At 41.0% G+C, this 24,273-nt stretch carries 22 protein-coding genes; 1 reads left to right on the top strand and 21 read right to left on the bottom strand.

The features are described 5' to 3' along the window. Positions 1-246: 246 nt before the first annotated feature. The 19 genes from ytxC to citZ all read right to left on the bottom strand — a co-directional run bounded on the left by ytxC (position 247) and on the right by citZ (position 20,590). Entirely contained in the window at positions 247-1,065 is an 819-nt protein-coding gene (ytxC, locus tag HLI_RS17785) for a sporulation protein YtxC (RefSeq protein WP_128526250.1), read from the bottom strand. A gap of 167 nt (positions 1,066-1,232) precedes the next feature. Further along, positions 1,233-2,165, bottom strand: coding sequence for a primosomal protein DnaI (gene dnaI / locus HLI_RS17780; RefSeq protein ID WP_128526249.1), 933 nt, complete (start codon positions 2,163-2,165; stop codon positions 1,233-1,235). A 19-nt stretch (positions 2,166-2,184) separates the two neighbouring features. Continuing rightward, on the bottom strand, positions 2,185-3,540 hold the full coding sequence (locus HLI_RS17775) for a replication initiation and membrane attachment family protein (protein WP_128526248.1): 1,356 nt from the start codon (positions 3,538-3,540) through the stop codon (positions 2,185-2,187). 70 nt (positions 3,541-3,610) lie between these two features. Beyond that, positions 3,611-4,075 carry a transcriptional regulator NrdR gene (nrdR, locus tag HLI_RS17770; protein WP_128526247.1) on the bottom strand — a complete coding sequence of 155 codons (465 nt, stop codon included), beginning with the start codon at positions 4,073-4,075 and terminating at the stop codon, positions 3,611-3,613. A 39-nt stretch (positions 4,076-4,114) separates the two neighbouring features. Further along, positions 4,115-4,489 carry a cytosolic protein gene (locus HLI_RS17765; RefSeq protein WP_128526246.1) on the bottom strand — a complete coding sequence of 125 codons (375 nt, stop codon included), beginning with the start codon at positions 4,487-4,489 and terminating at the stop codon, positions 4,115-4,117. Between the two features lie 250 nt (positions 4,490-4,739). Beyond that, positions 4,740-5,117, bottom strand: a complete 378-nt coding sequence (gene speD / locus HLI_RS17760) for an adenosylmethionine decarboxylase (RefSeq protein WP_128526245.1) — start codon at positions 5,115-5,117, stop codon at positions 4,740-4,742. 237 nt (positions 5,118-5,354) lie between these two features. Next, positions 5,355-6,389 (bottom strand): glyceraldehyde-3-phosphate dehydrogenase, encoded by a 1,035-nt coding sequence (locus HLI_RS17755; RefSeq protein ID WP_128526244.1) that lies wholly within the window; start codon positions 6,387-6,389, stop codon positions 5,355-5,357. A 127-nt stretch (positions 6,390-6,516) separates the two neighbouring features. Then, positions 6,517-7,116, bottom strand: a complete 600-nt coding sequence (coaE, locus tag HLI_RS17750) for a dephospho-CoA kinase (RefSeq protein ID WP_128526243.1) — start codon at positions 7,114-7,116, stop codon at positions 6,517-6,519. A gap of 12 nt (positions 7,117-7,128) precedes the next feature. Continuing rightward, positions 7,129-7,731, bottom strand: a complete 603-nt coding sequence (locus HLI_RS17745) for a manganese efflux pump (RefSeq protein WP_128526242.1) — start codon at positions 7,729-7,731, stop codon at positions 7,129-7,131. A 48-nt stretch (positions 7,732-7,779) separates the two neighbouring features. Continuing rightward, positions 7,780-8,619: a DNA-formamidopyrimidine glycosylase gene (gene mutM, locus HLI_RS17740; protein WP_128526241.1), complete on the bottom strand. Its 840-nt coding sequence runs from the start codon at positions 8,617-8,619 to the stop codon at positions 7,780-7,782. A 16-nt stretch (positions 8,620-8,635) separates the two neighbouring features. After that, positions 8,636-11,278 carry a DNA polymerase I gene (polA, locus tag HLI_RS17735; protein WP_128526240.1) on the bottom strand — a complete coding sequence of 881 codons (2,643 nt, stop codon included), beginning with the start codon at positions 11,276-11,278 and terminating at the stop codon, positions 8,636-8,638. 161 nt (positions 11,279-11,439) lie between these two features. After that, positions 11,440-12,366, bottom strand: coding sequence for a protease modulator HflC (gene hflC / locus HLI_RS17730; protein WP_128526239.1), 927 nt, complete (start codon positions 12,364-12,366; stop codon positions 11,440-11,442). Further along, entirely contained in the window at positions 12,363-13,322 is a 960-nt protein-coding gene (gene hflK, locus HLI_RS17725; protein WP_128526238.1) for an FtsH protease activity modulator HflK, read from the bottom strand. The genes hflC and hflK overlap by 4 nt, the downstream gene beginning before the upstream one ends. Before the next feature lie 281 nt (positions 13,323-13,603). Next, a complete protein-coding gene (pnpS, locus tag HLI_RS17720) occupies positions 13,604-15,358 on the bottom strand; it encodes a two-component system histidine kinase PnpS (protein ID WP_128526237.1) in 1,755 nt (584 codons plus the stop codon). After that, positions 15,359-16,054, bottom strand: coding sequence for a response regulator transcription factor (locus HLI_RS17715; protein ID WP_128526236.1), 696 nt, complete (start codon positions 16,052-16,054; stop codon positions 15,359-15,361). Between the two features lie 510 nt (positions 16,055-16,564). Next, complete coding sequence (locus HLI_RS17710) at positions 16,565-17,041, bottom strand: MaoC/PaaZ C-terminal domain-containing protein (protein WP_128526235.1); 477 nt, start codon at positions 17,039-17,041, stop codon at positions 16,565-16,567. Between the two features lie 78 nt (positions 17,042-17,119). Further along, the gene (mdh, locus tag HLI_RS17705; RefSeq protein ID WP_128526234.1) at positions 17,120-18,058 is read right to left on the bottom strand and encodes a malate dehydrogenase; all 939 of its coding nucleotides are present in this window, start codon (positions 18,056-18,058) and stop codon (positions 17,120-17,122) included. Positions 18,059-18,082: 24 nt separating this feature from the next. Beyond that, the gene (gene icd, locus HLI_RS17700) at positions 18,083-19,357 is read right to left on the bottom strand and encodes an NADP-dependent isocitrate dehydrogenase (protein WP_128526233.1); all 1,275 of its coding nucleotides are present in this window, start codon (positions 19,355-19,357) and stop codon (positions 18,083-18,085) included. Positions 19,358-19,471: 114 nt separating this feature from the next. Further along, a complete protein-coding gene (citZ, locus tag HLI_RS17695) occupies positions 19,472-20,590 on the bottom strand; it encodes a citrate synthase (RefSeq protein ID WP_128526232.1) in 1,119 nt (372 codons plus the stop codon). A 258-nt stretch (positions 20,591-20,848) separates the two neighbouring features. Between citZ and ytvI the strand changes: the two genes are divergently transcribed. Then, positions 20,849-21,958, top strand: a complete 1,110-nt coding sequence (gene ytvI, locus HLI_RS17690; RefSeq protein WP_128526231.1) for a sporulation integral membrane protein YtvI — start codon at positions 20,849-20,851, stop codon at positions 21,956-21,958. A gap of 32 nt (positions 21,959-21,990) precedes the next feature. Here the strand turns inward: ytvI and HLI_RS17685 are convergent, their stop codons facing one another. Together HLI_RS17685 and pyk are read right to left on the bottom strand one after the other, a co-directional pair. After that, positions 21,991-22,383 (bottom strand): FxsA family protein, encoded by a 393-nt coding sequence (locus HLI_RS17685; RefSeq protein ID WP_128526230.1) that lies wholly within the window; start codon positions 22,381-22,383, stop codon positions 21,991-21,993. A gap of 109 nt (positions 22,384-22,492) precedes the next feature. Beyond that, positions 22,493-24,256: a pyruvate kinase gene (pyk, locus tag HLI_RS17680; RefSeq protein ID WP_128526229.1), complete on the bottom strand. Its 1,764-nt coding sequence runs from the start codon at positions 24,254-24,256 to the stop codon at positions 22,493-22,495. Positions 24,257-24,273: the final 17 nt, after the last annotated feature.

Here is a 24,273-nt window from a genome sequence, read left to right as displayed (position 1 = left end):
TGGTTCCACCCAAATTCCCGCAGAGTATAATACCCGTACGGCTCTTATTCCTTAACGCGGATCAAACGCTGCTCATTACTAAAAATTGTTCACAAGCAGGGCTCCAAGGTGGTAAACGAAGAAGTCGTCAAGAAGGAGTTTTCAGCCTAAGACTCCTCTCTCTGGCCATGCGTCACTTATCGTTCAAGTCCTTTTCCAAGCCGTTAAATTAATATGTACGTATTATATCCATTAACGAAAAGGAAATCAAGCCATTTTGAATGGAAATTGCGATTTAGGTCGCCATGAGGCTTTTTCTTCAAAGATATTCATCAGCAATTCTAAATTAGAATCATTGGACTCATCCGAATAGATTACCAATTGGTCTGGTGAATGAACAAGTGCCGTGGTCACTGGCCATTCCAAAGGCAAATCATCTATCGATTTATCAGGATACTGCTTCATATACAAACGGGTTTCTGATTCGCTGATCGGATTTCCTTCGTCATGAAAATATATTAAACCGTCTTCATCCAGTAAGTGCATCAGCTGAATCCCTGTATCCTGGTCATGCACTCTATGCCTCCACGAATCCAACAGTAATTGGTAAGACTCCTCCTGCTTATATTCATCGATGACCTTTCCTGTATACTCAATAATACAGGCATGGGCGGCTTGCAAACACTCAGCACTCATATCATCGAATTTCACAAAAGTACGAGCTATTAAATAGTCCTGGATGAAGGCCCTTATATAGTGATAAATAGGCGGAAGCTTTAATCCTGAAGGGGGTTTATCCTCAAAATCCCTCGCTATTTCAAGAATACGTTGAATTTCTTGATCATCTTGATAGTAATACTTATGCTTCAGTACACCTTCCATCCAACCTAACATCTTCCGCTTCCGAATCAATTGTAAAAATGCCCTGATTGACTCAACATAAGCTGTCCCACTTAAAGAAGTGCTTATCAGCTTAACTTCATAGCGATCACCATGTTCTTTGAATAGCCAAAGTTTTTGTTCAGACACTATCGCATTATAAAAAATCACAGCTTCCGAACGATTAGAAAAATGAATGCAAAACACCGAAATTCCCCCTCATCCCGACTTTCAATCAAATTCTATCCTTAATGTCTTCACACAGACTGTTTTTCAAGTATTTAATCGCTTCCCTATTTGCATAACGCGTGCTATTCTTTGTTATATTTATGTGAGGGAGGGAAGAATCATGCCATTGTCATTCACCTTTCGAATCAACCTCGTCTATTTTTCCCGTGCACAAGAACACCATCGCTCAGCTGTCTAATCCGTTCGGTAATCCTTTTGGCCTTCACTTGCTCGACATCACCCCGGTTACTAGTCATCAGAACCTTTTCCAATTCCTCCAAATTATAATTGGAAGTGAAAAACACAGGCAGACGTTCCATCATCCGATAATGCAGAATGCTACCTAGAACTTCATCTCTGAACCACGCAGATTGAGATTCAGCACCTATATCATCCAACATTAATACTGGCACCTCTTTGAACGCTTCTATCTTTTCGTTCATTGAATCATCTTTGATTGACGCTTTAATTTCACGAACGAGCTCGGGCATATAAATAACCATGGATGGGATATTTTTCGCACTCAGCTCATTAGCAATCGCACCCAGGAAATAAGTCTTCCCTACACCGAAGGGGCCATGAAAATAAAGCCCTTTGTTCGGTAATTCATCATTAAGATTTTCAATATAATGCACAGTTTTCTCTACAGCACGTCCACGGTCCGGATCCTTGAGGTCCAATCTTTCAAGCGAAGCTTCTAAGATTTCCCGCGGCATGTGTAAACTCTTAACCAGCGACTTCTGTTGTTCTTGTTGTTCATGCTGTCGTTGACGTCTGCATTTATCATAAGCCAGTTTCACATCTGAACCTTCCACTTCAAGGCGAGGGACATAACCAGGCAGTATGTTTATACATTCTTCTCTGGAAGGGCACTTCTCACAATTTTTGGACTGTGTCCGGTATTCATATAGTTTGATTAATTGTTTCTCAAAAGCTTCATTATCTATTTCCGGATGCTCCTCCATGAGCTTTTTAACATCAGAAGACTGCATTACTTCCTCTTTCATTTGATTCATGCGCTGCTGAAACTGCTTATTCTCCCTCATCCATTTCTTCAAAGACTTTTGAATGGGTTCCATGGTTTTCACACCCTTTATGTCAATTTCCTTTTTTCGTTAGCTTTTTGATTCTTTCTGCAATATTATCTGTGTTCACATTTGTAGAACCTGTTTCTTCTTTAGTTGTTGAGGATTCCTGATTAAACCACGCGGGGATAACTTCCTCTTTGCTGTTTTTGCGTTTCTGGGACTTCTGCTTCCCCCATTGCTGGTACTTTTGGTGTTCGGCTTTTGCTAAATTCATCGCTTGACGGACGGTGGTTACATTCTTTCTCGCCCAGTGACTTGCGATTTTTTCTAAATAAGGCTTTGATAACTTCATATCCGTCTTCAACAAAACATAATGTACGAGAACGTTCATTACACCTGGGGCTATCCCTTGTTCAGTCATAACATCCCGGATAAGTTTCAGGTCTTGCTCAGAAGCTCGATTCCCCTGTGACACATCTTCTAAAAGTTCCCTAGGAGAAATACTCTCCAGCATCTCAATGAATTGGTCCTCTTTACTACCCTGATCAGAAGTTGAATCATCTTTCATTTTATCACGGCCATCAATATTGCCGCCTGGAGCACGTTCATTATTTACTTCTTTCATGAAATCATGGCAAGCAGATTTAAGCTCCTCTTCAATCAAGTAGTGGTTCTCATCAATCGCCCAGGTCACCGCTTTTTCTAACTCGACATTAGATAAATCATAAAGAGTGGCCAGTTGAATGATCAATTTCTTGTTTCGACCTGTCAGGATCCGCTCAGTAGGATACATACGTTTTTTCAAGGCATGATGCAACCACTCAAAATCAACGCGGCTGGAGGAGGTAGTCGGCCCCCGATGTTCTTTTTGGACATTCTGAGTTGATAATTGGTCTGTTTCGGCTCGGACAGATTCAATCATCTTACTGTGAAACACTTCATCAAATGTAGCGGTAACTTCAGTAAACCCTTCTAAAGCCTTGACGGTTGGCACAAAACGTTCCTTTAATAGTTCATATTTCGAAGAACCGAGTTCATGATATAAAAGTAATGATAGCATATCATCCTGGAAGAATTCGTCCGGTGAAAAAGGTGGATAGACCGAATAAACATATTCAGCCTGCTGATTTTCATCGGTAGAACGAAACGTTCTTAGAAGTCCGATGGCTTCCAACTTGCCTCTAGCTTCATATATTTTATCCAATGGTGCTGATAAATAAGCCATCAAAGTATGATGAGACTGGACTTGGCTTTCATCAGTTATGTCAGATTCAGAAATGAGGAGATGATATAAGGATATAGCTAGTCGTCCGACTATTGGCTGGTAAAGGTGAGATAATGAACGATGAAAACTTCTTGGCAACTCTCCCTGACGCAAAATCCGAAAACCATCAACGGGTAAGAGCTTACCTATAGAATACTTCATGGTTCTCCACCTCCTTTGTTCTAAATGAGTCAATCGGAATCTATGAAAAAGAAAATGAGCCGCGGTTGGCTCATTCCTTATCCTCGTGTTTAATTAGGTCTTTCAACTCGTCAATAAAGACATTAATATCTTTAAATTGACGATAAACAGAAGCGAACCTTACATAGGCGACTTCATCGATCTGTGATAAACGTTCCATCACCATTTCACCGATATCTTTACTCAAAACTTCAGAAACCCCGCGATTTCTCAGTTCTTTTTCAATATCCATCGTTACATTATCTAGTTCTTCTACCGCAACAGGGCGTTTTTCACAAGCACGAATTAATCCTCGCATCAACTTTTCACGACTGAATTCTTCCCTTGTACCTTCTTTTTTCACAACAATCAAAGGAACCTCTTCAATCCGTTCAAAGGTCGTAAATCTGAAATCGCACTGTTCACACTCTCTTCTTCTTCTAATGGCTTGACCTTCTTCAATCGGTCTCGAATCAAGGACTTTCGTACTTTTGTAGTGGCAATTAGGACATTTCAAAATTAATCAACTCCACATCGTCTTCGTTTCGACATCGCACTAAGATGGATCGACAGTAGCGAATTGACTATCCAGCTTTTTATAAAACTGGACGATCAAGTTCCGACTGAACCCAAAATCCACTGGCCCGCCTGAGTCTGTTGTCACAGAGAAATCGACTGCCGTACGGAAAGGTCTTACCATAATGATAGTAGCTACTACAAACGCCCGCCTTTTGCCTTTATATTTGACCGTTACTTCCCCACGGTCTTTAGAAACAGCAACAATTTCAGAAGGTGATGAAAAAAGCTCTTCTACCGCCTGGAAAACATCGTCACGCTTGGCTTTATAGTAATGTGTGACTAGCTCAGAATCCTTATGCTTTTCACTAGTTTCAGAGTGAGTGCTGAAATATCTGGAAATAAATGCTTTCACTAAACTAACCCCTTCAGTCCATTCGACATTAACTCCCTACATTTTAACACGATTCAACAAAATAAGAAATGATTTATAAAGTGTATAAGTGAACAGGGAGCTACAATAAATATAAGCAAAAATACAGCGTGGCAGTATTCTTGAAGACTCAATCCGAGACAGAAGAGGGAGTTACCGGATTGGGAATGCAAGACAACCTTTGCTATTAAAAAAACCATGCAGGAAACCCCTGCATGGCTACATTCATTCTTTATAGAGCACGGGATTCCTGCACTTCAACAGGCCCCATTCCTCTGGGCACTTCAACGGTTTCATTCTTTCCTGCCTCTAAAGCATCTACAATATATTGAGCAGCTACATTAGGATCGATGCGGTCTCCACAAGTGTACACATCAATACTTGCATACCCATGTTCGGGGAAACTGTGAATCGTCAAATGTGATTCGGATATTATGACTACCCCGCTAACACCATGAGGAGCGAATTTATGAAAAGCTACCTCTCTTACCTCGGCTCCTGCTTTCAGTGCAGCATCAACAAAAACTTGTTCTATATACGACATATCATTCAATTTACTTTCATTACAATCCCAAAGTTCTGCAATTACATGTCTTCCCATTGTATCCATACTTAGGATCCCCCTTTGTACATTCACTTCATTCCTTCTGAAATTACAGCCATGTACTACCACGGGGGAAAGTTAGTCCTGAGAGGTCCTAACCCTTTGAGCAGACATGATAATAAATGAAATTCAGAAGTTCAAAAGAAAGTATATACGGTTTACCCCCAATTTGCAAGATTTATTTTCCCTATAAATCCTGCTCACTGGTCCCTAGTATAAGATACATACGGGCTTCTTTTCTAGTCAGGAGACACGCGCCTTCGTTTCATGCTTCATTAGATTACCCACGTATTTCGCAAGATCTACAACACGGCAGGAATAACCCCACTCATTATCATACCAAGCCAACACTTTCACTTTACGATCATCAATTACTTGGGTGGACAAGCCATCAATAATCGCAGACGCTGGAGAAGTAGTGTAGTCTATAGAGACTAAAGGTTCATCATTATATTCCAAGATTCCCTTCATTTCTTTACTGGCTTTCGCTGAAAACGCCTGATTAATTTCCTCAACCGTTACTTCCTTCTTTAAATCTACAACCAAATCTACTAACGATACATTCGGCGTTGGTACTCTCAGAGCCATTCCATTCAATTTCCCTTTTAAACTCGGAATCACTTCACCTAAAGCTTTCGCTGCCCCAGTTGAGGTCGGAATGATAGATTGAGTGCAACCACGAGCTCTACGCAAGTCTTTATGAGGATTATCCAGATTCTTTTGATCGTTCGTGAAAGCATGAACTGTAGTCATCAATCCATTTTCAATTCCGAATTTATCTTCAAGCACCTTTACCACAGGAGCTAAGCAATTTGTAGTACAAGACGCATTTGATATTACATCGTGTTCACCAGGGGAATAGCTTTCTTCGTTCACCCCCATCACGATGGTTTTATCCACTTCTTTTCCAGGAGCTGTAATAATCACTTTCTTAGCCCCTGCTTCCATATGCAAGGCCGCTTCCTCTTTTGTTCTGAACTTTCCTGTTGCTTCTATGACGATATCAATATCCAATTCATCCCACGGTAAATCTAAAGGATCCCTCGTGGAACAAAGTTTAACTTTCTTCCCATTCACATCAAGACCGTCTGATATGACGTGTATTTCGCCGTCAAAACGACCATGTACGCTATCATACTTCAACATGTGAGCAATTGTTTCAGCTGGATAACTGGCATTCACCGCCACCAACTCTACAGATTCATCGACAACTGCCTTTCTGAAAACCATACGACCAATTCTTCCTAAGCCATTAATGGCGATCTTTGTCTTCCCCATGTTCCAGCCCCCTATATATGATATACTTTAAAACGTTTTTTCAGAAATAGTATAACATATTGCAAGCGCTTTTACAGTTAGAACTATAACATTCCACAAAAAATAACACGTCACCCTCGACGTGTTATTATACGATGTTCCACCTATGAAGTATGTCTTTTAATTGTTGAAAACTTTCTTCCACCGTTCCATTGTTGTCAATCACTGCATCAGCCAGCTCCGCCTTTTTACTGACTGGCATCTGGGATTTGATTCGTTCAAGGGCATCTACGCGTTCTGATTGATCCCTCTCCATTAATCTCTCCAGTTGGGTGCCTTCATCTACATAAACCACAAGTGTCCGTTCTACATAATCCATTAACTGACTCTCGAATAATAAAGGAATATCTAAGACCACCGCCGGAGCAGCTCCATCTTTATAACCATCTCTTTGTAAGACCATTTCTTTTCTTACTTCAGGGTGGACGATTTCATTTAATTGCTTTCTATGATCTTCATTGGCGAAAATGACCTTCCCGAGCTTTTTTCGGTTAAGCGTTCCATCTTCATGCAAAACCTTTCGCCCGAACACATTTACAATTTGTTTGTAGGCAGGCTCTCCAGGCTCCACCACATCCCTTGAAATTTGGTCGGCATCAATTACTGGTATATTTAGTTCTGAGAACATTTTAGAAACGGTGCTTTTTCCACTGGCAATACTACCAGTCAATCCAATCACTAAAGTCATCATACACTTCCTTTACGATAGCTTGATCAAGCCGATGATAATGAGCAGGACACCAGGCAGAATTGATAAGCTCTCAGCTTTATCACTTAACTTAGTTCCGCTCAGCATCCCTCCCCCTAACATCAAAAAGGTAGCTGCTGTAATCAATAATGCAGTGTGAAAAGTCGGTATTCCAATTAAAGCTCCACTAACGCCTGCACCTATAGTGTCCAGCGATAACGCCGCACCGAGCAGCCATACCTCTTTACCGCGAATCCCTCCGGATCGGTCAACATCTGCGGCAACAGGATCGTTCAATACTTTCGTCGGGTGCAGCCAAGGCTCAACTTCTTCCGTTGTCGTCTTATCCTTTTTAAAAAACTGCCACAGGAAATAAATGCCGATCCCAATCAATGCTGACGCTCCGATTTTTTCAGCATCCTCTGGTGCAACAAAATTAATTAAAATGTGACCAAAATAAGAGGAGAGTAAAAACATCCCCCCAGAAACCATTGCTATGAGGGCAATTCCTTTCATAGTAATCCGGACTTTCTTCAACCCCAGCACACAACCGATTCCAAAACTGTCGATGCTGACGGCTGTAACAAACAAAAACATGAACATACCAATCCCCATGAATTCCCACACCTTTGCTCTTTAAGCTGTGGGATAGTATATGGGTATTTACCTGGGAATGTGTAATGGCTGACATTGCGGACAAATATGTGTACCGCGCCCGCTCACTTTAAGCTTCGTAATGCCGGTACCGCAATTAAAGCACTCTCGATCTTGCTTTCCATAGACACGGAGCTGCTGTTGAAACATACCGATTTCCCCTTGACTATTCAAGTAAGAGCGAATAGTGGTCCCACCCTGATCGATGGCTTCCAATATGACGTTGATACTAGCTTTCCGCACTTGTTCAGCTTCTGATTTCGTCAAAGTTTTTGCTATTCTTTCAGGATGGATACCAGCACGGAAGAGTGCTTCATCCACATAAATATTCCCAAGGCCTGCTACGATAGACTGATCCAACAAAACAGCCTTCATATTACGTGATGTTTTCAATAATTTATTGTAGAAATAGTCAAGAGTGAAAGCTTTCTCAAAAGGGTCAGGTCCTAACTGCAACAAAGGCTTGTTAACAGCTTCTCTTCCTTTTTGAAATGCATGCATCGTCCCGAATTTACGCACATCGTTATAGCGCAATTCCGTTCCATCTGTAAAATGGAAGACGACATGGGTATGCTTAGGTTTATCTACAGATGCATCGTACACTCCAAATTTCCCTTCCATTCTGAGATGGGAAACAAGGGAGACATCATTCATTTGAAAGATTAAGAATTTCCCTTTACGATCGATTCCCTCTATTGTTTGACTAATCAGCAGTTGTTCAAACTCCTCTGGATCTTGTGGCCTTTTGATGATATTCCCCCAAAAAACCGAGACCCGCTCAATTTTTTTACCGAGTATCATCTGGTGTAAAGTCTTTCTTACGGTTTCTACTTCAGGTAGTTCTGGCATGCTGCATTCTCCTTACTTACTTTGCATCGTACCATGTGTCTCCATAGGAGGAATCCACTTTCAGAGGTACATCAAGTTCTACCGTATTCTCCATGACAGAGGCAACGATTTTTTCCAATTCCGGGATTTCTTCTTTCGGCGCTTCAATAATAAGCTCATCATGGACCTGAAGCAATACTTTTGCTTGAAGCTTTTCTTTCTGCAGGCGTTCTTCCAAGTCAATCATGGCTTTTTTGATAATGTCGGCAGCACTACCCTGAATAGGTGTATTCATCGCTGTTCGCTCAGCAAAGCTTCTCATGTTGAAATTGCGACTTTTAATATCAGGAAGATAACGGCGTCGATTCATGAACGTTGTCACATAACCGACTTCCTTCGCTTCTCTGACTGTTTCATCCATATAAGCTTTCACTCCTGGATAGCTCTCGAAATATTTATCGATAAAAGCCTGGGCTTCCTTACGGGTGATACCGAGACTTTGAGAAAGGCCATAATCACTTATGCCATATACAATACCAAAATTGACAGCCTTTGCTTGTCTTCTCATTTCTCCAGTTACTTCATCACTTGCTACACCGAATACTTCACTCGCAGTCTGGGTATGGATGTCCTCTCCGGCCTTGAAGGCTTGCACCAATTTCTCGTCCTGAGCGATATGAGCTAAAACCCGAAGCTCGATTTGAGAATAGTCACTTGCAAATATCAACCAACCCTCTTCCGATGGTATGAACGCTTGTCTTATCTTACGTCCTTCCTCCAATCGGATCGGAATGTTTTGGAGGTTAGGGTCTGTTGAGCTCAAACGCCCCGTTTGCGTAAGAGCTTGATTGAACCGTGTATGAATTTTGTTCGTATCTTCATGCACAACTTTTAATAGCCCTTCAATGTATGTGGACTTCAATTTTCTCAGCTGACGGTTCAATAATATTTTTGGAATGATCTCATGTTGTCCTTCCAACTGTTCCAGCACATCTGCAGAAGTTGAATATCCTGTCTTTGTTTTTTTGATTACGGGCAACTCCAGTTTTTCAAAGAGAATGGGCCCGAGCTGCTTAGGAGAATTCAAATTGAATGATTCACCAGCCAGCTGATAAATTTCTTCTTCAACTTTGTTCAACCGGCCTTCTAATTCTTCACCCATTTGTTGAAGACGCTCTACATCAACCCTTACACCCCGGTGTTCCATGCGTCCCAAAATAACAGCAAGTGGCATTTCCAAATCTTTATATAACTCGTATTGTTCATTTTGTTTCAACTCTTCTTCCATATCATCTTTCATCAGGTATAAAGCAGATGCTTTTCTACTTATATGCTCGTGGAAGGTTTCGTCGTTATCCGGGCGTTTCAATTTAGCGCCTTTTCCATAAACTTCTTCATCGTACTTCACCTCAGCAGCCCCCCTCCTGTGACCGACTGCTGGAATATCGTGGTTGTTCTCTGAAGGGTTGATCAAGTAAGAAGCGAGTAACAAATCAAAAGAGATTCCCTTCATCTCAATTCCATGGCGCATAAGTGCTACTAAAGTACGTTTTGCGTCAAATACCCATTTTTCTTTTTCCATATCTTCGGCCCATTCCTTGAAGGCTTCAGATTGTTCAGCTTGTTCAATAGATATGACGTACTTTTTATCATCATTGACGATGGCAATGCCCTCAATTGGAGAGGTATGGTAGTTATCATGCAGCATTTCGATGACAACTGCTTCTTTTCCTGTGAACAACTCCGCATGAATATCCTCTAAGACTTCTACCTCTATTTCAGGCAAATCTTCTTTTTCTACGTCCTCTTCCAAGCCACCTTCTTGAACTCGGGAAAGTAGAGATTGAAACCCTAGCTCTTTAAAAAATTGACTGACCTTTTGTGTTTGGTATCCTTCATAGGCAATATCTGTTACATTGATTTCAATAGGGGCGTTACATTCAATCGTTACAAGCTGTTGGCTCATTAGAGCATCGTCTTTGTTCAGTTCCAACTTCTCTTTCAATTTCTTCCCGTTGACCTCATCTAACTGTTCATACATTTTTTCCAATGTATCGAACTGCTTCAATAATTTCACGGCTGTTTTTTCCCCTACACCTTGAACTCCCGGGATATTATCTGAACTATCTCCCATCAATGCTTTGAAATCAATAATTTGTTCCGGTCGTATCTCCATCTTCTCCAACATGAAAGAAGGGGTATATGTATCCACATTTGTGATCCCTTTTTTCGTCAAACTCACTGACACTTGGTCATTTACCAATTGAAGCAAGTCCTTATCACCAGAAATGACTTTGACTTCCAATCCTTTTTCACCTGCCTGGGTAGCCAGTGTTCCGATAATATCATCCGCTTCATACTGCTCAAGCTGGTAGTATTTGACTTCAAATGCATCCAACAATTCTTTCAGCACAGGAAACTGTTCAGAAAGCTCCGACGGCGTCTTCTGTCGACCGCCTTTATATTCTTTGTAAGTTTTGTGTCTGAACGTAGTTTTACCTGCATCAAAAGCAACTAAAAGATGATCTGGTCGATCTTCCTCTAAGATCTTCAAAAGCATAGTCGTAAATCCGTACACTGCATTCGTGTACACCCCTTTATCATTATTTAATAGGGGTAAGGCAAAAAATGCCCTGTATGCAATACTATTTCCATCAATTAAAACAACTTTCTCCGCCATAGGCTCACTCCTCAATATAGAACAAATGTACTTCTGACCATTTTGTCTCAATGACAGCTGCAGCTCAAACTTGTCCCTTTTAAATTCGTTAACGAAAAAGAAAACGCCTTTTCTTCATTCTACCATGATTGATGTAGAGAAGAAAAAGACGTGTATCTTTATTATTCGAAATACCCTAGAAGCAATTCAGAATACGGCGAATCTTGCGGGAGAATGATTGTCGTCTCTCCATCAATTGTCTTTTCATAAGACTCGAGTGTTCGATAAAGCTGGTAAAATTCAGGGTCTTGAGAAAATGAAGTATTATATACTTGTGCGGCTTCTTGCTCCCCTTCTGCTCGTACCTTTTCCGCCTCAGCCCTTGCGGTTGAAAGCATCTCTTGCACTTCTCTATCAACTTCCGCCCTTATTCTGCTTTTGTCCGCTTCTCCTTCCGATAAATATTGCTGGGCTATTTTTTCACGATCTGTAATCATTTGATTAAAAACGGCCTCTTCATTGGCTTCTGGCAAATCCGACCGCTTAATCCGGACATCATTGACGACAATTCCATAATTATCTCTAGCTAAGAACTCATTCACTTTCGTTGTAATCTCCTCATTCAGTAAACTGCGTGAACTTTCTTCCTCATTGATAATTTCTGAAAAATCCATTCTCCCAAGCTCTGAGCGTACGATAGAAAAAATGAACTCTCCCATCCTTGCTTCCGCATTCATTACTGTTCTTGCATTCGTTATCATTTTTTCAGGATCTGATATACTCCATATCGCATAATTATCAATAATCATACGTTTTTTATCGAGGGTAGTGATTTCCTTTTCATCCACATCATAAACCATTTTTTTCTTAGATAGAGTGGTTACTTCTTGAACCAAAGGAATTTTGAATTTCAGCCCTGGATTTTCGTGGATTCTGACGACATCCCCGAATTGTCTGACAACTTTATATTCTCCCTCTTTAGCGATGATGACTGAATTAATACCAATGAGCAATAGAGCGATAATGACAACAAGAGTGATTCCACCTTTTATATAATTCTTGAAATCTTTTTGTTGTTTTTGGTTGATTTCTGTATTTTCGTTGTTCATGATTCTTTCTCCTCCTCTTCTTCATCAGTAACCGGAGGGGTCACGTTTTGAACATTACCTTGATTCAAAGGGAGGTGTTTCATCGTGTTGCCGTCATCATTCATGATGTAAACATTCGCTTCTGGAAGGACTCTTTCTAAGGTTTCCATAACTAATCGCTCACGTGTAATACTTTCATTATCCTGGTATTCAGCAAGGAGAGCATTGAAGCGGGATACTGCGCCATTTGCATCCTGAATACGTTCAACCTTATCTCCTTCTGCCCGCTGCATGATGGCATCTTTTTCACCTAATGCTTCTTCACGCTTTTGGTTGGCGTATTTTTCTGCCTCATTGACTTTACTCTGCTTCTGCTCTCTTGCATCCGTCACTTTAGTAAAAGCTGAACGCACTTCCTTGTTAGGCAAATCGACCTCCTGAAGCCGCACATCAATGATTGATATGCCTATTTCATATTGATCAATCAACTGGACAAGGACTTCTCGTACTTCATTTTCAATTTCTGCTTTTCCCGAAGTCAACGCTTCATCAATCTCACTACTTCCTATAACCCCTCGTAGAGAGGAGGAAGTCGCGTTGAAAAGTACTTGCTCTGGCTCCTCGGAAGCAAATAGATAACCGACCGGTTCTGTGATTTTCCACTGTACTACCAGATCTGCCTGGACAATCATATCATCACCGGTAATCATCGTAACTTTATCAGCTTCTTCCTCCCCATCATTGAAACCGAAGTCCAAACTGAAAGTCTCTTTTGACATTTTTTCAACTTCTTGTATCGGCCAAGGCATTTTGAAATGCAGGCCTGGTTCTGTAATCCCATCCTCCGCTTCACCAAAAGTAAGGACAACCGCCTGTTCGGATTCATCCACCGTATACCAGCTAGTAAGTAAAATTACAATCAACAGAGCTCCGACGATGACTAGACCCGTCCATTTATAAAACTGATTTAAACTCATAAAGACTCCCTCTCTTTTATGTATGTCCAATATTATTACGTTTTTATGACACAAAGGTTTCAAAAACGTAATAATAAATTGAACAATAAGGAACCTTAGTTCGATACACTTGTGATAGAGGATGCAGGCCTGAAACGTCTCGCTTTCTAAATGGGAGAAGGATTTAACAGAGAAAAAAAAGCAGAAGCGAGGGAAGCTTCTGCTTAAAGAGAAAACACCTTGGATGAAAGGGTTTCATTGGTATTCTAACCCAGTAACATTAACGGAGGTTTAATGATACATTAACTTTCTGTAAACTTCTTCGGAATCTCTATATGGAAGGTTGTGCCTTTTTCCAATACGCTTTCGACATGAATCGTACCCTGATGTGCTTCTACAATATGTTTCACAATTGCCAAACCAAGGCCCGTCCCTCCGGAATTCCTGCTTCTCGCCTTATCCACACGGTAGAACCGCTCGAATATCCGGGATATCTCCTCTTCTGGAATTCCCACACCATTGTCAGTAATAGAAACCATTATATGATTTTCTGACTCTTCAAATGTTAAAGATACTTCACCTTGATCACTAGTATAATTGATGGCATTAGCAAGCAAATTCATAAAAACTTGCTTTAAACGGCTCGAATCACCTTGAATAACTGTGCTGCCTTCAATATCCATAGAAAGGTCCACATTTTTGTGGTCTGCATGCTGTTTTACAATTGGCAGGAGATCTCTCAATAAGCTTTGTATGTCGATTTGCTCAACGTTAAGCAGAAAATCTTCCCGTTCTAATTTAGAGAGTTCTAATAAGTCTTTAATAAGGGACTGCAATCTACCACTTTCTTTTAGTATGATTTGCAAGAACTGATCCAGCATTTTCTCGTCTTTCATAGCACCATCAAGCAGCGTTTCCGAAAAGCCCCGGATGGATGTGATTGGTGTTTTCAATTCATGCGATACGTTAGCTACAAAGTCTTTTCTGGTTTGCTCCAGCTGCTTAAGCTCAGAAATATCATGGAATACTAAAACGACACCTTTCCACTTACCTTCTTCACTAAAAATCGGAGCCCCCGTCACTTCTAAATGCTTTCGATCAATATGGAATGGGAGTACAAATGTTTCACTGACAGTTTCTTCAAACATATAAACTTTCCTTACAGCTTCATGAATAGAAGGATATGGAATGGCATCATGATATAAATAGCCGATGTAATCTTTTTGTTCCCCCTCGAATGTCTCAAGAAAGGCACGATTTAACAAAAGAATATAGCCCTTTTCATCAATAAGTGCAAGACCATTGCCCATATTATTAATGACCGCTTCCAATTGGTTTTCCTGCATCCCTTTCGTGCTCGTCATATCTTGGAGATTACGCGCTAAGATATTGATGGAATGACTGAGTTGTCCCGCTTCTCCGAAATGCCCCTCGTATGTCCTCGCTTTATAATTCCCTTTGGCTAATTCTTTTGCTACATTGGATGCTGCTCTAATAGGACGGATATATTTAGAGAATACGTTAAAACCGATAACGAAAATAACCAGTAAACCGAGCAATAAAGTAAAACTAATAAGCAGCCAAATGTTTTTTGTAACATTGCTCAACGAATCTACAGGTGATAGTAAAATCAATGTACCTTCAATATCATCCACTTGAATAGATGCTGGATAATAGAAAATATCATCAATCAGCTTCCCTTCACTAATTTCTGCACGTTTTTCTGTGACTCGCGACAGAATAATCTTTTTTTCCTCATTATTGATTAATGGAATAGCCTCAACAGTATCTAAGATGACTTCTCCAGAATCGGATATGAAAACCATTCCTGTGTTTAGCTGTTTACTGAAGCTATACAGTTCTTCCTTATCCACCTCGGAATCTTCTGTGAATTTTTCAAGATAAGTAATAAAATACTGACTCTCTACTTCCACCCGTTCTTCAAAAATATTGATGAAGTAACCCCGAGTGAGCTGCGCTAAGAGAATTCCTATTCCAACCATTACAATGATAACGAGAATCGCATAAGTCAATAAAGGTCTGGTGTTCGAAGGCATTTATTTTGGTGCCTCCATCTTATAACCAAGGCCACGGATTGTCTTGATATACACAGGTTTCTTTGTTTCTGGTTCTATTTTTTCCCTTAGGTGACTTACATGGACATCAACAATCCGTGTATCTCCAGCAAAATCATAATTCCACACAGCACTCAGCAGTTGGTCTCTAGATAAAACCCGCCCAAGGTTTTGAGCTAGATATAGGAGCAATTCAAACTCTTTAGGGGTAAAGGTCAAAGCTTGTCCTTTAATTGTAGCCTCGTATTGTTCAGGGTAAATAGAAAGATCGGCGATTTGCAGGTTCTTTACTTCCACTTCTTTATTAACTTGAACCATTCGGCGTAAAATAGCTTTGATCCGCGCTACCACTTCTCTAGGACTGAATGGCTTGGTCAAATAATCATCTGCCCCCAGCTCCAGCCCTAGCACTTTGTCAAACTCATCATCTTTAGCTGTCAGCATAAGAATCGGTGTATTCACCTGCATTTGACGTAGTTGTTTACACACTTCCATACCATCCATACCAGGAAGCATAACATCCAGTACGATTAAGTCGAAGGGAATTTCCGAAGCTTTTTCCAGGGCGTCAATTCCGCTATAAGCTACTTCCGTATCAAAGCCCGCTTGTTCAATATTATATTTAAGTAACGTTACAATAGACTCCTCATCATCCACAATCAAAATTCTTTGTTCCATAAACATCACCTCTGCTACAGTTTACATTCATCATACAATTAAGTTTACATTTTGAATACGGATCTTTAGCGATCTTTACTTAATCTTAATATACCGCTGCCAATGGATTCATACACACATTTTGTTTTTTTATAAGGCGAGACGAACTTCAGAGGAGTTTTCTAGACATGCTAACTGTAGCTTTTTAAGTACTGCATCAAATGAATAAGCCGAGTTGGACGAATTTATCGTTCAACTCGGCTTATTTCAAGGACAAAAAAATCACTCTTTTTAGATGGACCACAGTTGATTCCACGAGGAGCGTTCGGTGGTGACGCCTGCGGGAACAGCGCGAGCCGAAGATCCACTTGTTCAAGTGATCTTCTTGACCAAAGTTAGCTGAGGCCGTGCCCGCGGCAAGCATCCACCGACAAGCGAGTCGTGAGAAGCTACAACAAACTTTGACAGCTCCTATAGATTCAGAAGTTTTTCCATAAACCACTATTTTTTAGTTTTTCACTTATGAAAAGATCAATAAAAGTTTTCCAGCGAAGTTGCATTCATCGAATCCAGTTCGTAAGGCGGTTTGACTATTAAGTCACCCTTGATTACTACTTCTCCTTCTTCGTCATACCCAATGACTTGAAGACCTACCGTATGGTCCTCCTTATTAACTTCGGTCACTTCTACATGGAAGCGGACTTCTGCATAATGATATACGGGTTTAGGGTAATCCAGTGTTTGTTGGATAATATGGCTGCCTGGACCAGGGAGGTGCATGGATACAATAGAGGATACCATTCCAAAGACCATGATCGTCGGTACCACCGGCTGCTTAAAAGGGGTTTGAGATGCATAGTCATGCTGAATGTACAAAGGATTCGAGTCATCAGTGAGCCCTAAGTACATCAACAAATCCCGATCCTCTACTGATGATGAAGTGGTGAATTTTTCACCAATTTTGATTTCATTCATTTTCCTGCCCAGTTTTCTTTTCTTTCCTAACATGGTCATCACCTCTTGGAAGCGTTTTCTGATATGTTTTTAAAAAAAGGGATTCGAGGACTGCCTCGAATCCCTTCATTTTCATTTTAATACATTGAGAACATTTTTAACAGAATCCGCTGATTTATCAAGCTGTTTTTTTTCATCTTCTGTTAATTCCAGTTCAATTATTTCTTCGATTCCATTTCCACCTAGAATAGTGGGCACTCCAAGGTAAATGCCATCATATCCATATTCACCTTCGAGATACGCAATAGATGGTAGGATTCTACGCTGATCTTTCAAAATGGCTTCAGCCATCTGCACAATGGATGCGGCTGGTGCATAGTATGCACTTCCGTTACCAAGCAGGCCTACAATCTCACCGCCACCTTTACGTGTACGTTCAACAATGGAATCTAAACGCTCTTTCGAGATTAGTTTTTCAAGAGGAATGCCTCCAGCGAAAGAGTAACGTATAAGCGGAACCATATCATCACCGTGTCCACCTAATACGAATCCAGTTACGTCTTTGATAGAAACATTCAACTCTTCAGCGACAAAGGTGCGGAAACGCGCTGTATCCAACACCCCTGACTGACCAATGACACGGTTCTTAGGAAGACCTGCTTCTTGGAAAACGGAATAAGTCATCGCATCAACAGGGTTTGTCAATACCACAATATAGCACTCAGGCGAGTTTTTGACTATTTCTTTGGTCACACTCTTCATGATTTTAGAGTTGGTATTAACAAGATCATCACGACTCATGCCAGGCTTTCGGGCGATACCCGCTGTAATGATAACAAGATCTGAATTTTTCGTGTCTGCATAATCAGAAGTGCCTGTCACTTTCGCATCAAAACCTTGTACAGGACTAGCTTCCAACATATCCAACGCTTTCCCTTTTGTCGGATCTTCCATATCTGGAACATCAACAAGAACAACATCACCAAGCTCTTTTTGCGCCAGCATAAGTGCTGTTGTGGCACCTGTGAAACCAGCACCGATTACAGATATTTTGTTTCTACGAACAGCCATAATGATCCCCTCCCTAAAAAAGGTTTAGTTCATGTTTTTGATCAATTCATCACCAAATTCAGAACACTTCACTTCAGTCGCGCCTTCCATCATACGTGCAAAGTCGTAAGTGACGACCTTACTTCCGATTGTCTTATCCATGGATTTAGCGATCAAGTCAGCCGCTTCTCTCCAGCCTAAGTGTTCGAGCATTAAAACACCGGAAAGGATGACAGAGGAAGGATTCACTTTATCCATTCCAGCGTATTTCGGAGCAGTACCATGTGTAGCTTCGAAAATAGCATGTCCTGTTTCAAAGTTGATGTTCGCTCCAGGAGCAATTCCGATTCCACCTACTTGAGCTGCCAAGGCATCAGAAATATAGTCACCATTCAAGTTCATTGTAGCTACGACATCAAATTCTTTCGGACGAGTCAGTATTTGCTGCAGGAAGATATCCGCAATGGCATCTTTTACGATGATTCTGCCTTCTGCTTCAGCTGCATCTTGAGCTTTATTCGCAGCGTCTTTTCCTTCTTTCTCCACAATGCGGTCATATTCAGCCCATGTGAATACTTTATCGCCGTATTCTTCTTGTGCTACTTCATAGCCCCAAGATTTGAAAGAGCCTTCAGTGAACTTCATGATATTCCCTTTATGGACTAGTGTGACGTTCTTACGCCCTTCATTCAATGCATAATCAATCGCTGCACGGACAAGTCGCTTCGTACCTTCTTCAGATACTGGTTTAATACCAATACCGGAAGTCTCAGGGAAACGAATGTTATGTACACCCATTTCATTCTGTAAAAAGTCGATTACTTTCTTAACTTCCGGTGTTCCTTTTTGCCATTCAATTCCAGCATATATATCTTCTGTATTTTCACGGAAGATTGCCATGTCTGTATCCTCAGGACGTTTGACCGGAGAAGGCACACCTTCAAAGTAACGAACTGGGCGAAGGCAAGTGAATAAGTCTAATTCTTGACGGAGCGCTACGTTCAAGGAACGGATTCCACCGCCGATTGGCGTAGTCAAAGGTCCTTTGATTGCAATTTTATAATCACGAATCGTATCTAAAGTAGCTTCAGGAAGCCATTCCCCTTTTTCATCATAGGCTTTCTGTCCAGCAAGCACTTCTTTCCATTCGATAGACTTCTGGCCGTTATAAGCTTTATCAACAGCTGCTTCAATTACGCGGCTTGCTGCAGCCCAAATATCAGGACCGATTCCGTCACCCTCGATGAAAGGGATCACTGGACGATCCGGTACGTTTAATTTTCCATTTTGTTCTACTGTGATTTTCTGTGATTGTGTCAAAATAAACCCTCCTAAAAATTTTGTATGAATGACGGATGGATCATCCTCTTCTATCATACGTTAAACTAGGTCGAATAAAAAGTATAGGAAGAGGCCGGTCTACCCGGCAGCTGCTTACCTATTTTCAATTGCTGTGTAAGATTGGCCTTTTGGCCCCACATATTCGGCCCTCGGGCGAATGAGACGGTTGTTTGAATACTGCTCCAAAATATGTGCTAACCAGCCGGAAACTCGACTAACTGCAAAAATAGGTGTAAAGATATCGTGATCGATTCCAAGGCTGTGATAAACAGAGGCAGAATAAAAGTCCACATTAGCAGGAAGACCTTTGTTTTCTTTAATATAATCTTCTATTTTAATAGACATCTCGTAATATTTAGAATGACCCGTCAATTTTGTAAGTTCACGGGACATCTCTTTCAGGTGCTTGGCACGGGGATCTCCGGATTGATAGACACGGTGGCCCATTCCCATGATTTTTTCTTTATTTTCCAGCTTTTTCTCTATAGCCGGGACAGCATTTTCGACACTGCCGATCTCTGTAAGCATCTTCATTACTCGCTCATTAGCCCCACCATGCAGTGGACCTTTTAATGCGCCGATTGCTGCAGTCACACCAGAGTAAACATCTGATAAAGTCGCTACACACACACGTGCTGTGAATGTTGAAGCATTCAATTCGTGATCTGCATGAAGGACAAGTGCTTTATTGAAAGCTTCTACTTCCAAGTCCTCAGGATCTTTCCCATTCAACATGTATAGGAAGTTTCCGGCGAAGCTCAATTCTTTCTTAGGTGATACAGGATCTTCCCCTTTACGAATACGTGCAAAAGCAGTAACTACTGTAGGGATCTTCGCTTGAAGTCTAAGTGCTTTACGCTTGTTCGCTTCTTCTTCCATGACATCAGACTCAGGATCATGAAGCCCAAGCATGGAAACCGCAGTCCTCAAAGCAGCCATAGGGTGGACTGTCGATAAATCATAAGATTTCAAATGATCGACAACTTCAGTCGGTATATCCATATTTGAGATAAGTTCTGTTTTAAATTCTTTCAGTTCTTCTTGGTTAGGAAGTTTCTGATTCCACAGAAGATAGACGACCTCTTCAAAGCTTGAGTTATTCGCTAAATCATCGATATCATAACCGACATAAGTCAATTTATCGTCGATGATGGAACTAATGGATGATTCTGTTGCTGTAATTCCTTCAAGACCTTTTGTTGATGATGACATACAATCTCTCCTTTTAAAAATTCCAATGATTCTTACCTGTTTTCGACGCGAAAACGCTTTACTTTTTGCTCTTTACCTTTATAGGAAAACACCCCACAAACAATTATAAAGTATTCTGAAGAGAATGTGAATTGAAACCGTTTAAATTGGTGGATTTTATCGAATCTCGTTTCTATTAATCCTTCTTTAAAAAACAAATTTTGCTGAAAAATTCCACCTAAAAATGTGAAATAGCGAGTAGAAAGGAAGCTATCCGTTTTGGACAACCATTTTATTTCTTCTACTTTTCGTTTTCTGTTCATCCTATTGACGATTATCGGGTTAATTATTTCTTTGTTCTGGTCATGGACCTACCTGTATCCGTTCATCATTGCGTTCTTACTATCCTCTATACTGCAGCCATTTATACAATTACTGGTGAAACATTTTCATTTTCCTAAAGTGCTCGCCATTCTTTCAGTTCTCTGTCTATTCGTCGGTTTAATCGGGGCATTAGCAGTCCTCCTAGTTGCAGAATTAATCAAAGGAATCCAATACCTGTCCACTGGCGTTCCAGAGCACTTTGAAAGACTTACTGCCCATATTACACTTCAAACGAAATCGATCATCCGCCCGTTGCTGAATAAAATAGAAGCGATATCTCAGAAGTTAAGTGTGCAGCAACAGCAATCTGTTGATGAATATCTAAACCTTATGCAGGATAAAGTCACGCAGACAGGAGTCCAGTTTCTGAACAGTGCTTTTGAAGGTCTGGTGAGTATCCTTACTACCCTGCCGTCCTCCATGACTGCTATATTCATCACATTACTCGCTACTTTTTTCATATGTAAAGACTGGGAATGGATGAAGCACCGAATCAAGCAAAGAGGACCGGAGCCCCTTCTCTTAAAAATTCATATGATGCGCGTAGAAATGAAAAATACTTTCCACGGACTTATTAAAGCCCAATGTACGCTTGTCGCTATTTCAACCCTTATCATAGGGGTGGGGCTTTTCGTAATTGGAGCATCTCACGCCATGACGATTACATTCCTTGTAGCTATCGTTGACTTTATCCCTTATGTGGGGACAGGAGCAATATTTCTTCCATGGATTATCTACCAGTTTTTCAGTGGTGAATTCAGCATGACGATCAGTTTAACTGTCCTTTATATGATAGTAATACTTACCCGTCAAGTACTAGAACCTAAACTATTAGCGAACCATTTTGGTGTACCTCCTGTGCTGCTGTTAATAAGTCTTTTTGTCGGTTTTAAAATCTTTGGAGCTTATGGAATGATAATCAGTCCAATAGTTCTGATGGTTATTCAAACATTAAATAAAACAGGTCTGACAAATGATGTATGGTCATTCATAAAAGGAAATTAAAAACCTCCACCCTTTTATGTGGAGGTCAGCAATTATTTTCTATAGATAGTAATTGTGCCTTTCTGTAACGCTTTCTCAATAGCCCTTTTGACAAAAAGCTTGATTGGGGCTCTCGTAGTTGGAATGAGTAACAGGAATCCGACAGCATCCGTAATAAAACCGGGCGTTAAAAGCACAGCACCGCCGACAAGAATACAAGCTCCATCCAAAAGAGCATCTTTCGGCATCTGACCCTCAGACATGGATCGCTGCAGGTTTCTTATTGTCTCTAACCCCTGCTGTTTAGCCAACCAGGCACCGAGAACCCCTGTGGAAATAATCAGTAAGATAACCCACCATGGTCCTATATAACTCCCAGCCCAAATCAGTAAGCCTATTTCAAGAGCGGGTACAATCAATATGAATAACAACAACCAGCGAAACATAACATCTTCCCTTCTTTTTCATCTTCTTACCTTTATTATAACTGTATTTGGAGAAATGATAAAAGAAAAGGCAGGGAAGATAATCTCCCCTGCCTTCTATCACTAAATATTATAGAACGCTTGCATGACCTTCATAGATATCTCCGCGTGAACTGTCGATTGTAATATCTGCCCCATCTTTGATAAGTTCTAGAGCATCATTAACCCCAACTATCACTGGGATTCCCAAGCTCAAACCAACAACTGCAGCGTGGGAAGTCAAACCACCTTCACGTGTAATGATTCCTGCTGCTTTTTCGATGGCAGGCATCATATCACGATCTGTGCCATGTGTAACTAAGATATCTCCATCCTCTAAACGTTCAATTGCATCTTGTGCATTCTTAGCAACGATTGCTCGTCCGAACGCGCTCTTCTGGCCAACACCCTGGCCTTTGACAAGTACATCACCAATGACGTGCACTTTCATTAAGTTTGTGGTCCCACTCTCACCAACAGGCACACCACCGGTGATGATGACACGATCTCCACGAATCGCCAAGCCAGAAGCCAAGCTGCGATCTACGGCTACGTCCAACATATCATCAGTTGAATAAGAGCGTGGCCCCATTACAGCATACACACCCCATACAAGCGACAGTTTGCGATTCACTTCATCATCGGAAGTAATAGCTACGATGGGAGCTTTTGGACGATACTTAGAAATCATTCTTGCTGTATGTCCACTCTCTGTTGGTGTCACAATTGCTGCAGCGTCAAGGTTGATTGCTGTATGTGTCACCGATTGGCTGATCGCATCGGTAATAGTCATATCACTGTGCTTGGAACGTTCTTGCAGTAAGGAAACATGATTCAATCCTGTTTCTGTTTTACTCGCAATGTTATGCATCGTTTGCACAGATTCTACCGGATAATCACCTGCAGCTGTTTCACCTGAAAGCATGATAGCATCCGTACCATCAAAAATAGCATTTGCAACGTCAGATGCCTCCGCACGTGTAGGACGCGGATTACGCTGCATGGAGTCAAGCATTTGAGTAGCTGTAATAACAGGTTTGCCTGCTTTATTACACTTACGGATCAGTTGTTTTTGTACAAGTGGAACATCTTCAGCCGGAATTTCCACACCTAGGTCTCCACGTGCAACCATCAAACCATCACTGACCTCCAGGATGTCATCAATATTATCGACACCTTCTTGATTTTCAATTTTAGGAACGATGTGAATCTGATTAGCATTATGTTTTTCTAACAATTCTTTAATTTCCAGGACATCAGATGCACGACGTACGAACGAAGCAGCAATAAAGTCTACCCCTTGTTCGATACCGAATTCGATATCCTTAGCATCTTTTTCTGTAATTCCTGGAAGGTTCACACTAACATTAGGTACGTTAACACCTTTTTTATTCTTAAGTGGACCATTATTCAAGACAGTTGTTTCAATTTCATTATTCTCTTTATCGATTTTTTCAACTTGCAGTTCTACCAGCCCATCATCCAGAAGAATCTTAGAGCCAGGATGTACGTCATTAATCAGACCTGGATAAGTGACTGAAAAACGTTCTGCATCTCCTTCAATGTCTTCCATAGAAACATAGGCAGTGGACCCTTTTTCAAGGTAAACTTCTCCTTCTTTCAGTTTCCCTGTACGGATTTCCGGACCTTTGGTATCTAACAGTATCGCAACTGTTTTGCCCGTAGCTTTTGATGCTTCACGAATATTTTTGATTCTCGCACCATGCTCTTCAAAATCCCCATGGGAAAAGTTCAAGCGAGCCACATTCATTCCAGCTTCAATCAGCTGCGTCAATTTCTCTACTGATTCAGACGCAGGCCCGATCGTGCTGACGATTTTTGTTTTTCTAAACATATTTATTTCCTCCTCAA

It is taken from the genome of Halobacillus litoralis (genome assembly GCF_004101865.1).
In the GTDB taxonomy this organism is placed as follows: domain Bacteria; phylum Bacillota; class Bacilli; order Bacillales; family Halobacillaceae; genus Halobacillus; species Halobacillus litoralis_A.
This window is presented reverse-complemented; position numbering and strand designations above follow the sequence as displayed.

Coding starts and splice junctions, on each gene's coding strand:
- dnaI (WP_128526249.1), bottom strand. CDS start 2,165: ATGGAACCCATTCAAAAGTCTTTGAAGAAATGGATGAGGGAGAATAAG.
- HLI_RS17775 (WP_128526248.1), bottom strand. CDS start 3,540: ATGAAGTATTCTATAGGTAAGCTCTTACCCGTTGATGGTTTTCGGATT.
- speD (WP_128526245.1), bottom strand. CDS start 5,117: ATGGATACAATGGGAAGACATGTAATTGCAGAACTTTGGGATTGTAAT.
- HLI_RS17755 (WP_128526244.1), bottom strand. CDS start 6,389: ATGGGGAAGACAAAGATCGCCATTAATGGCTTAGGAAGAATTGGTCGT.
- coaE (WP_128526243.1), bottom strand. CDS start 7,116: ATGACTTTAGTGATTGGATTGACTGGTAGTATTGCCAGTGGAAAAAGC.
- HLI_RS17745 (WP_128526242.1), bottom strand. CDS start 7,731: ATGGGGATTGGTATGTTCATGTTTTTGTTTGTTACAGCCGTCAGCATC.
- mutM (WP_128526241.1), bottom strand. CDS start 8,619: ATGCCAGAACTACCTGAAGTAGAAACCGTAAGAAAGACTTTACACCAG.
- polA (WP_128526240.1), bottom strand. CDS start 11,278: ATGGCGGAGAAAGTTGTTTTAATTGATGGAAATAGTATTGCATACAGG.
- hflC (WP_128526239.1), bottom strand. CDS start 12,366: ATGAACAACGAAAATACAGAAATCAACCAAAAACAACAAAAAGATTTC.
- hflK (WP_128526238.1), bottom strand. CDS start 13,322: ATGAGTTTAAATCAGTTTTATAAATGGACGGGTCTAGTCATCGTCGGA.
- pnpS (WP_128526237.1), bottom strand. CDS start 15,358: ATGCCTTCGAACACCAGACCTTTATTGACTTATGCGATTCTCGTTATC.
- HLI_RS17715 (WP_128526236.1), bottom strand. CDS start 16,054: ATGGAACAAAGAATTTTGATTGTGGATGATGAGGAGTCTATTGTAACG.
- HLI_RS17710 (WP_128526235.1), bottom strand. CDS start 17,041: ATGTTAGGAAAGAAAAGAAAACTGGGCAGGAAAATGAATGAAATCAAA.
- mdh (WP_128526234.1), bottom strand. CDS start 18,058: ATGGCTGTTCGTAGAAACAAAATATCTGTAATCGGTGCTGGTTTCACA.
- citZ (WP_128526232.1), bottom strand. CDS start 20,590: ATGTCATCATCAACAAAAGGTCTTGAAGGAATTACAGCAACAGAATCA.
- HLI_RS17685 (WP_128526230.1), bottom strand. CDS start 22,383: ATGTTTCGCTGGTTGTTGTTATTCATATTGATTGTACCCGCTCTTGAA.
- pyk (WP_128526229.1), bottom strand. CDS start 24,256: ATGTTTAGAAAAACAAAAATCGTCAGCACGATCGGGCCTGCGTCTGAA.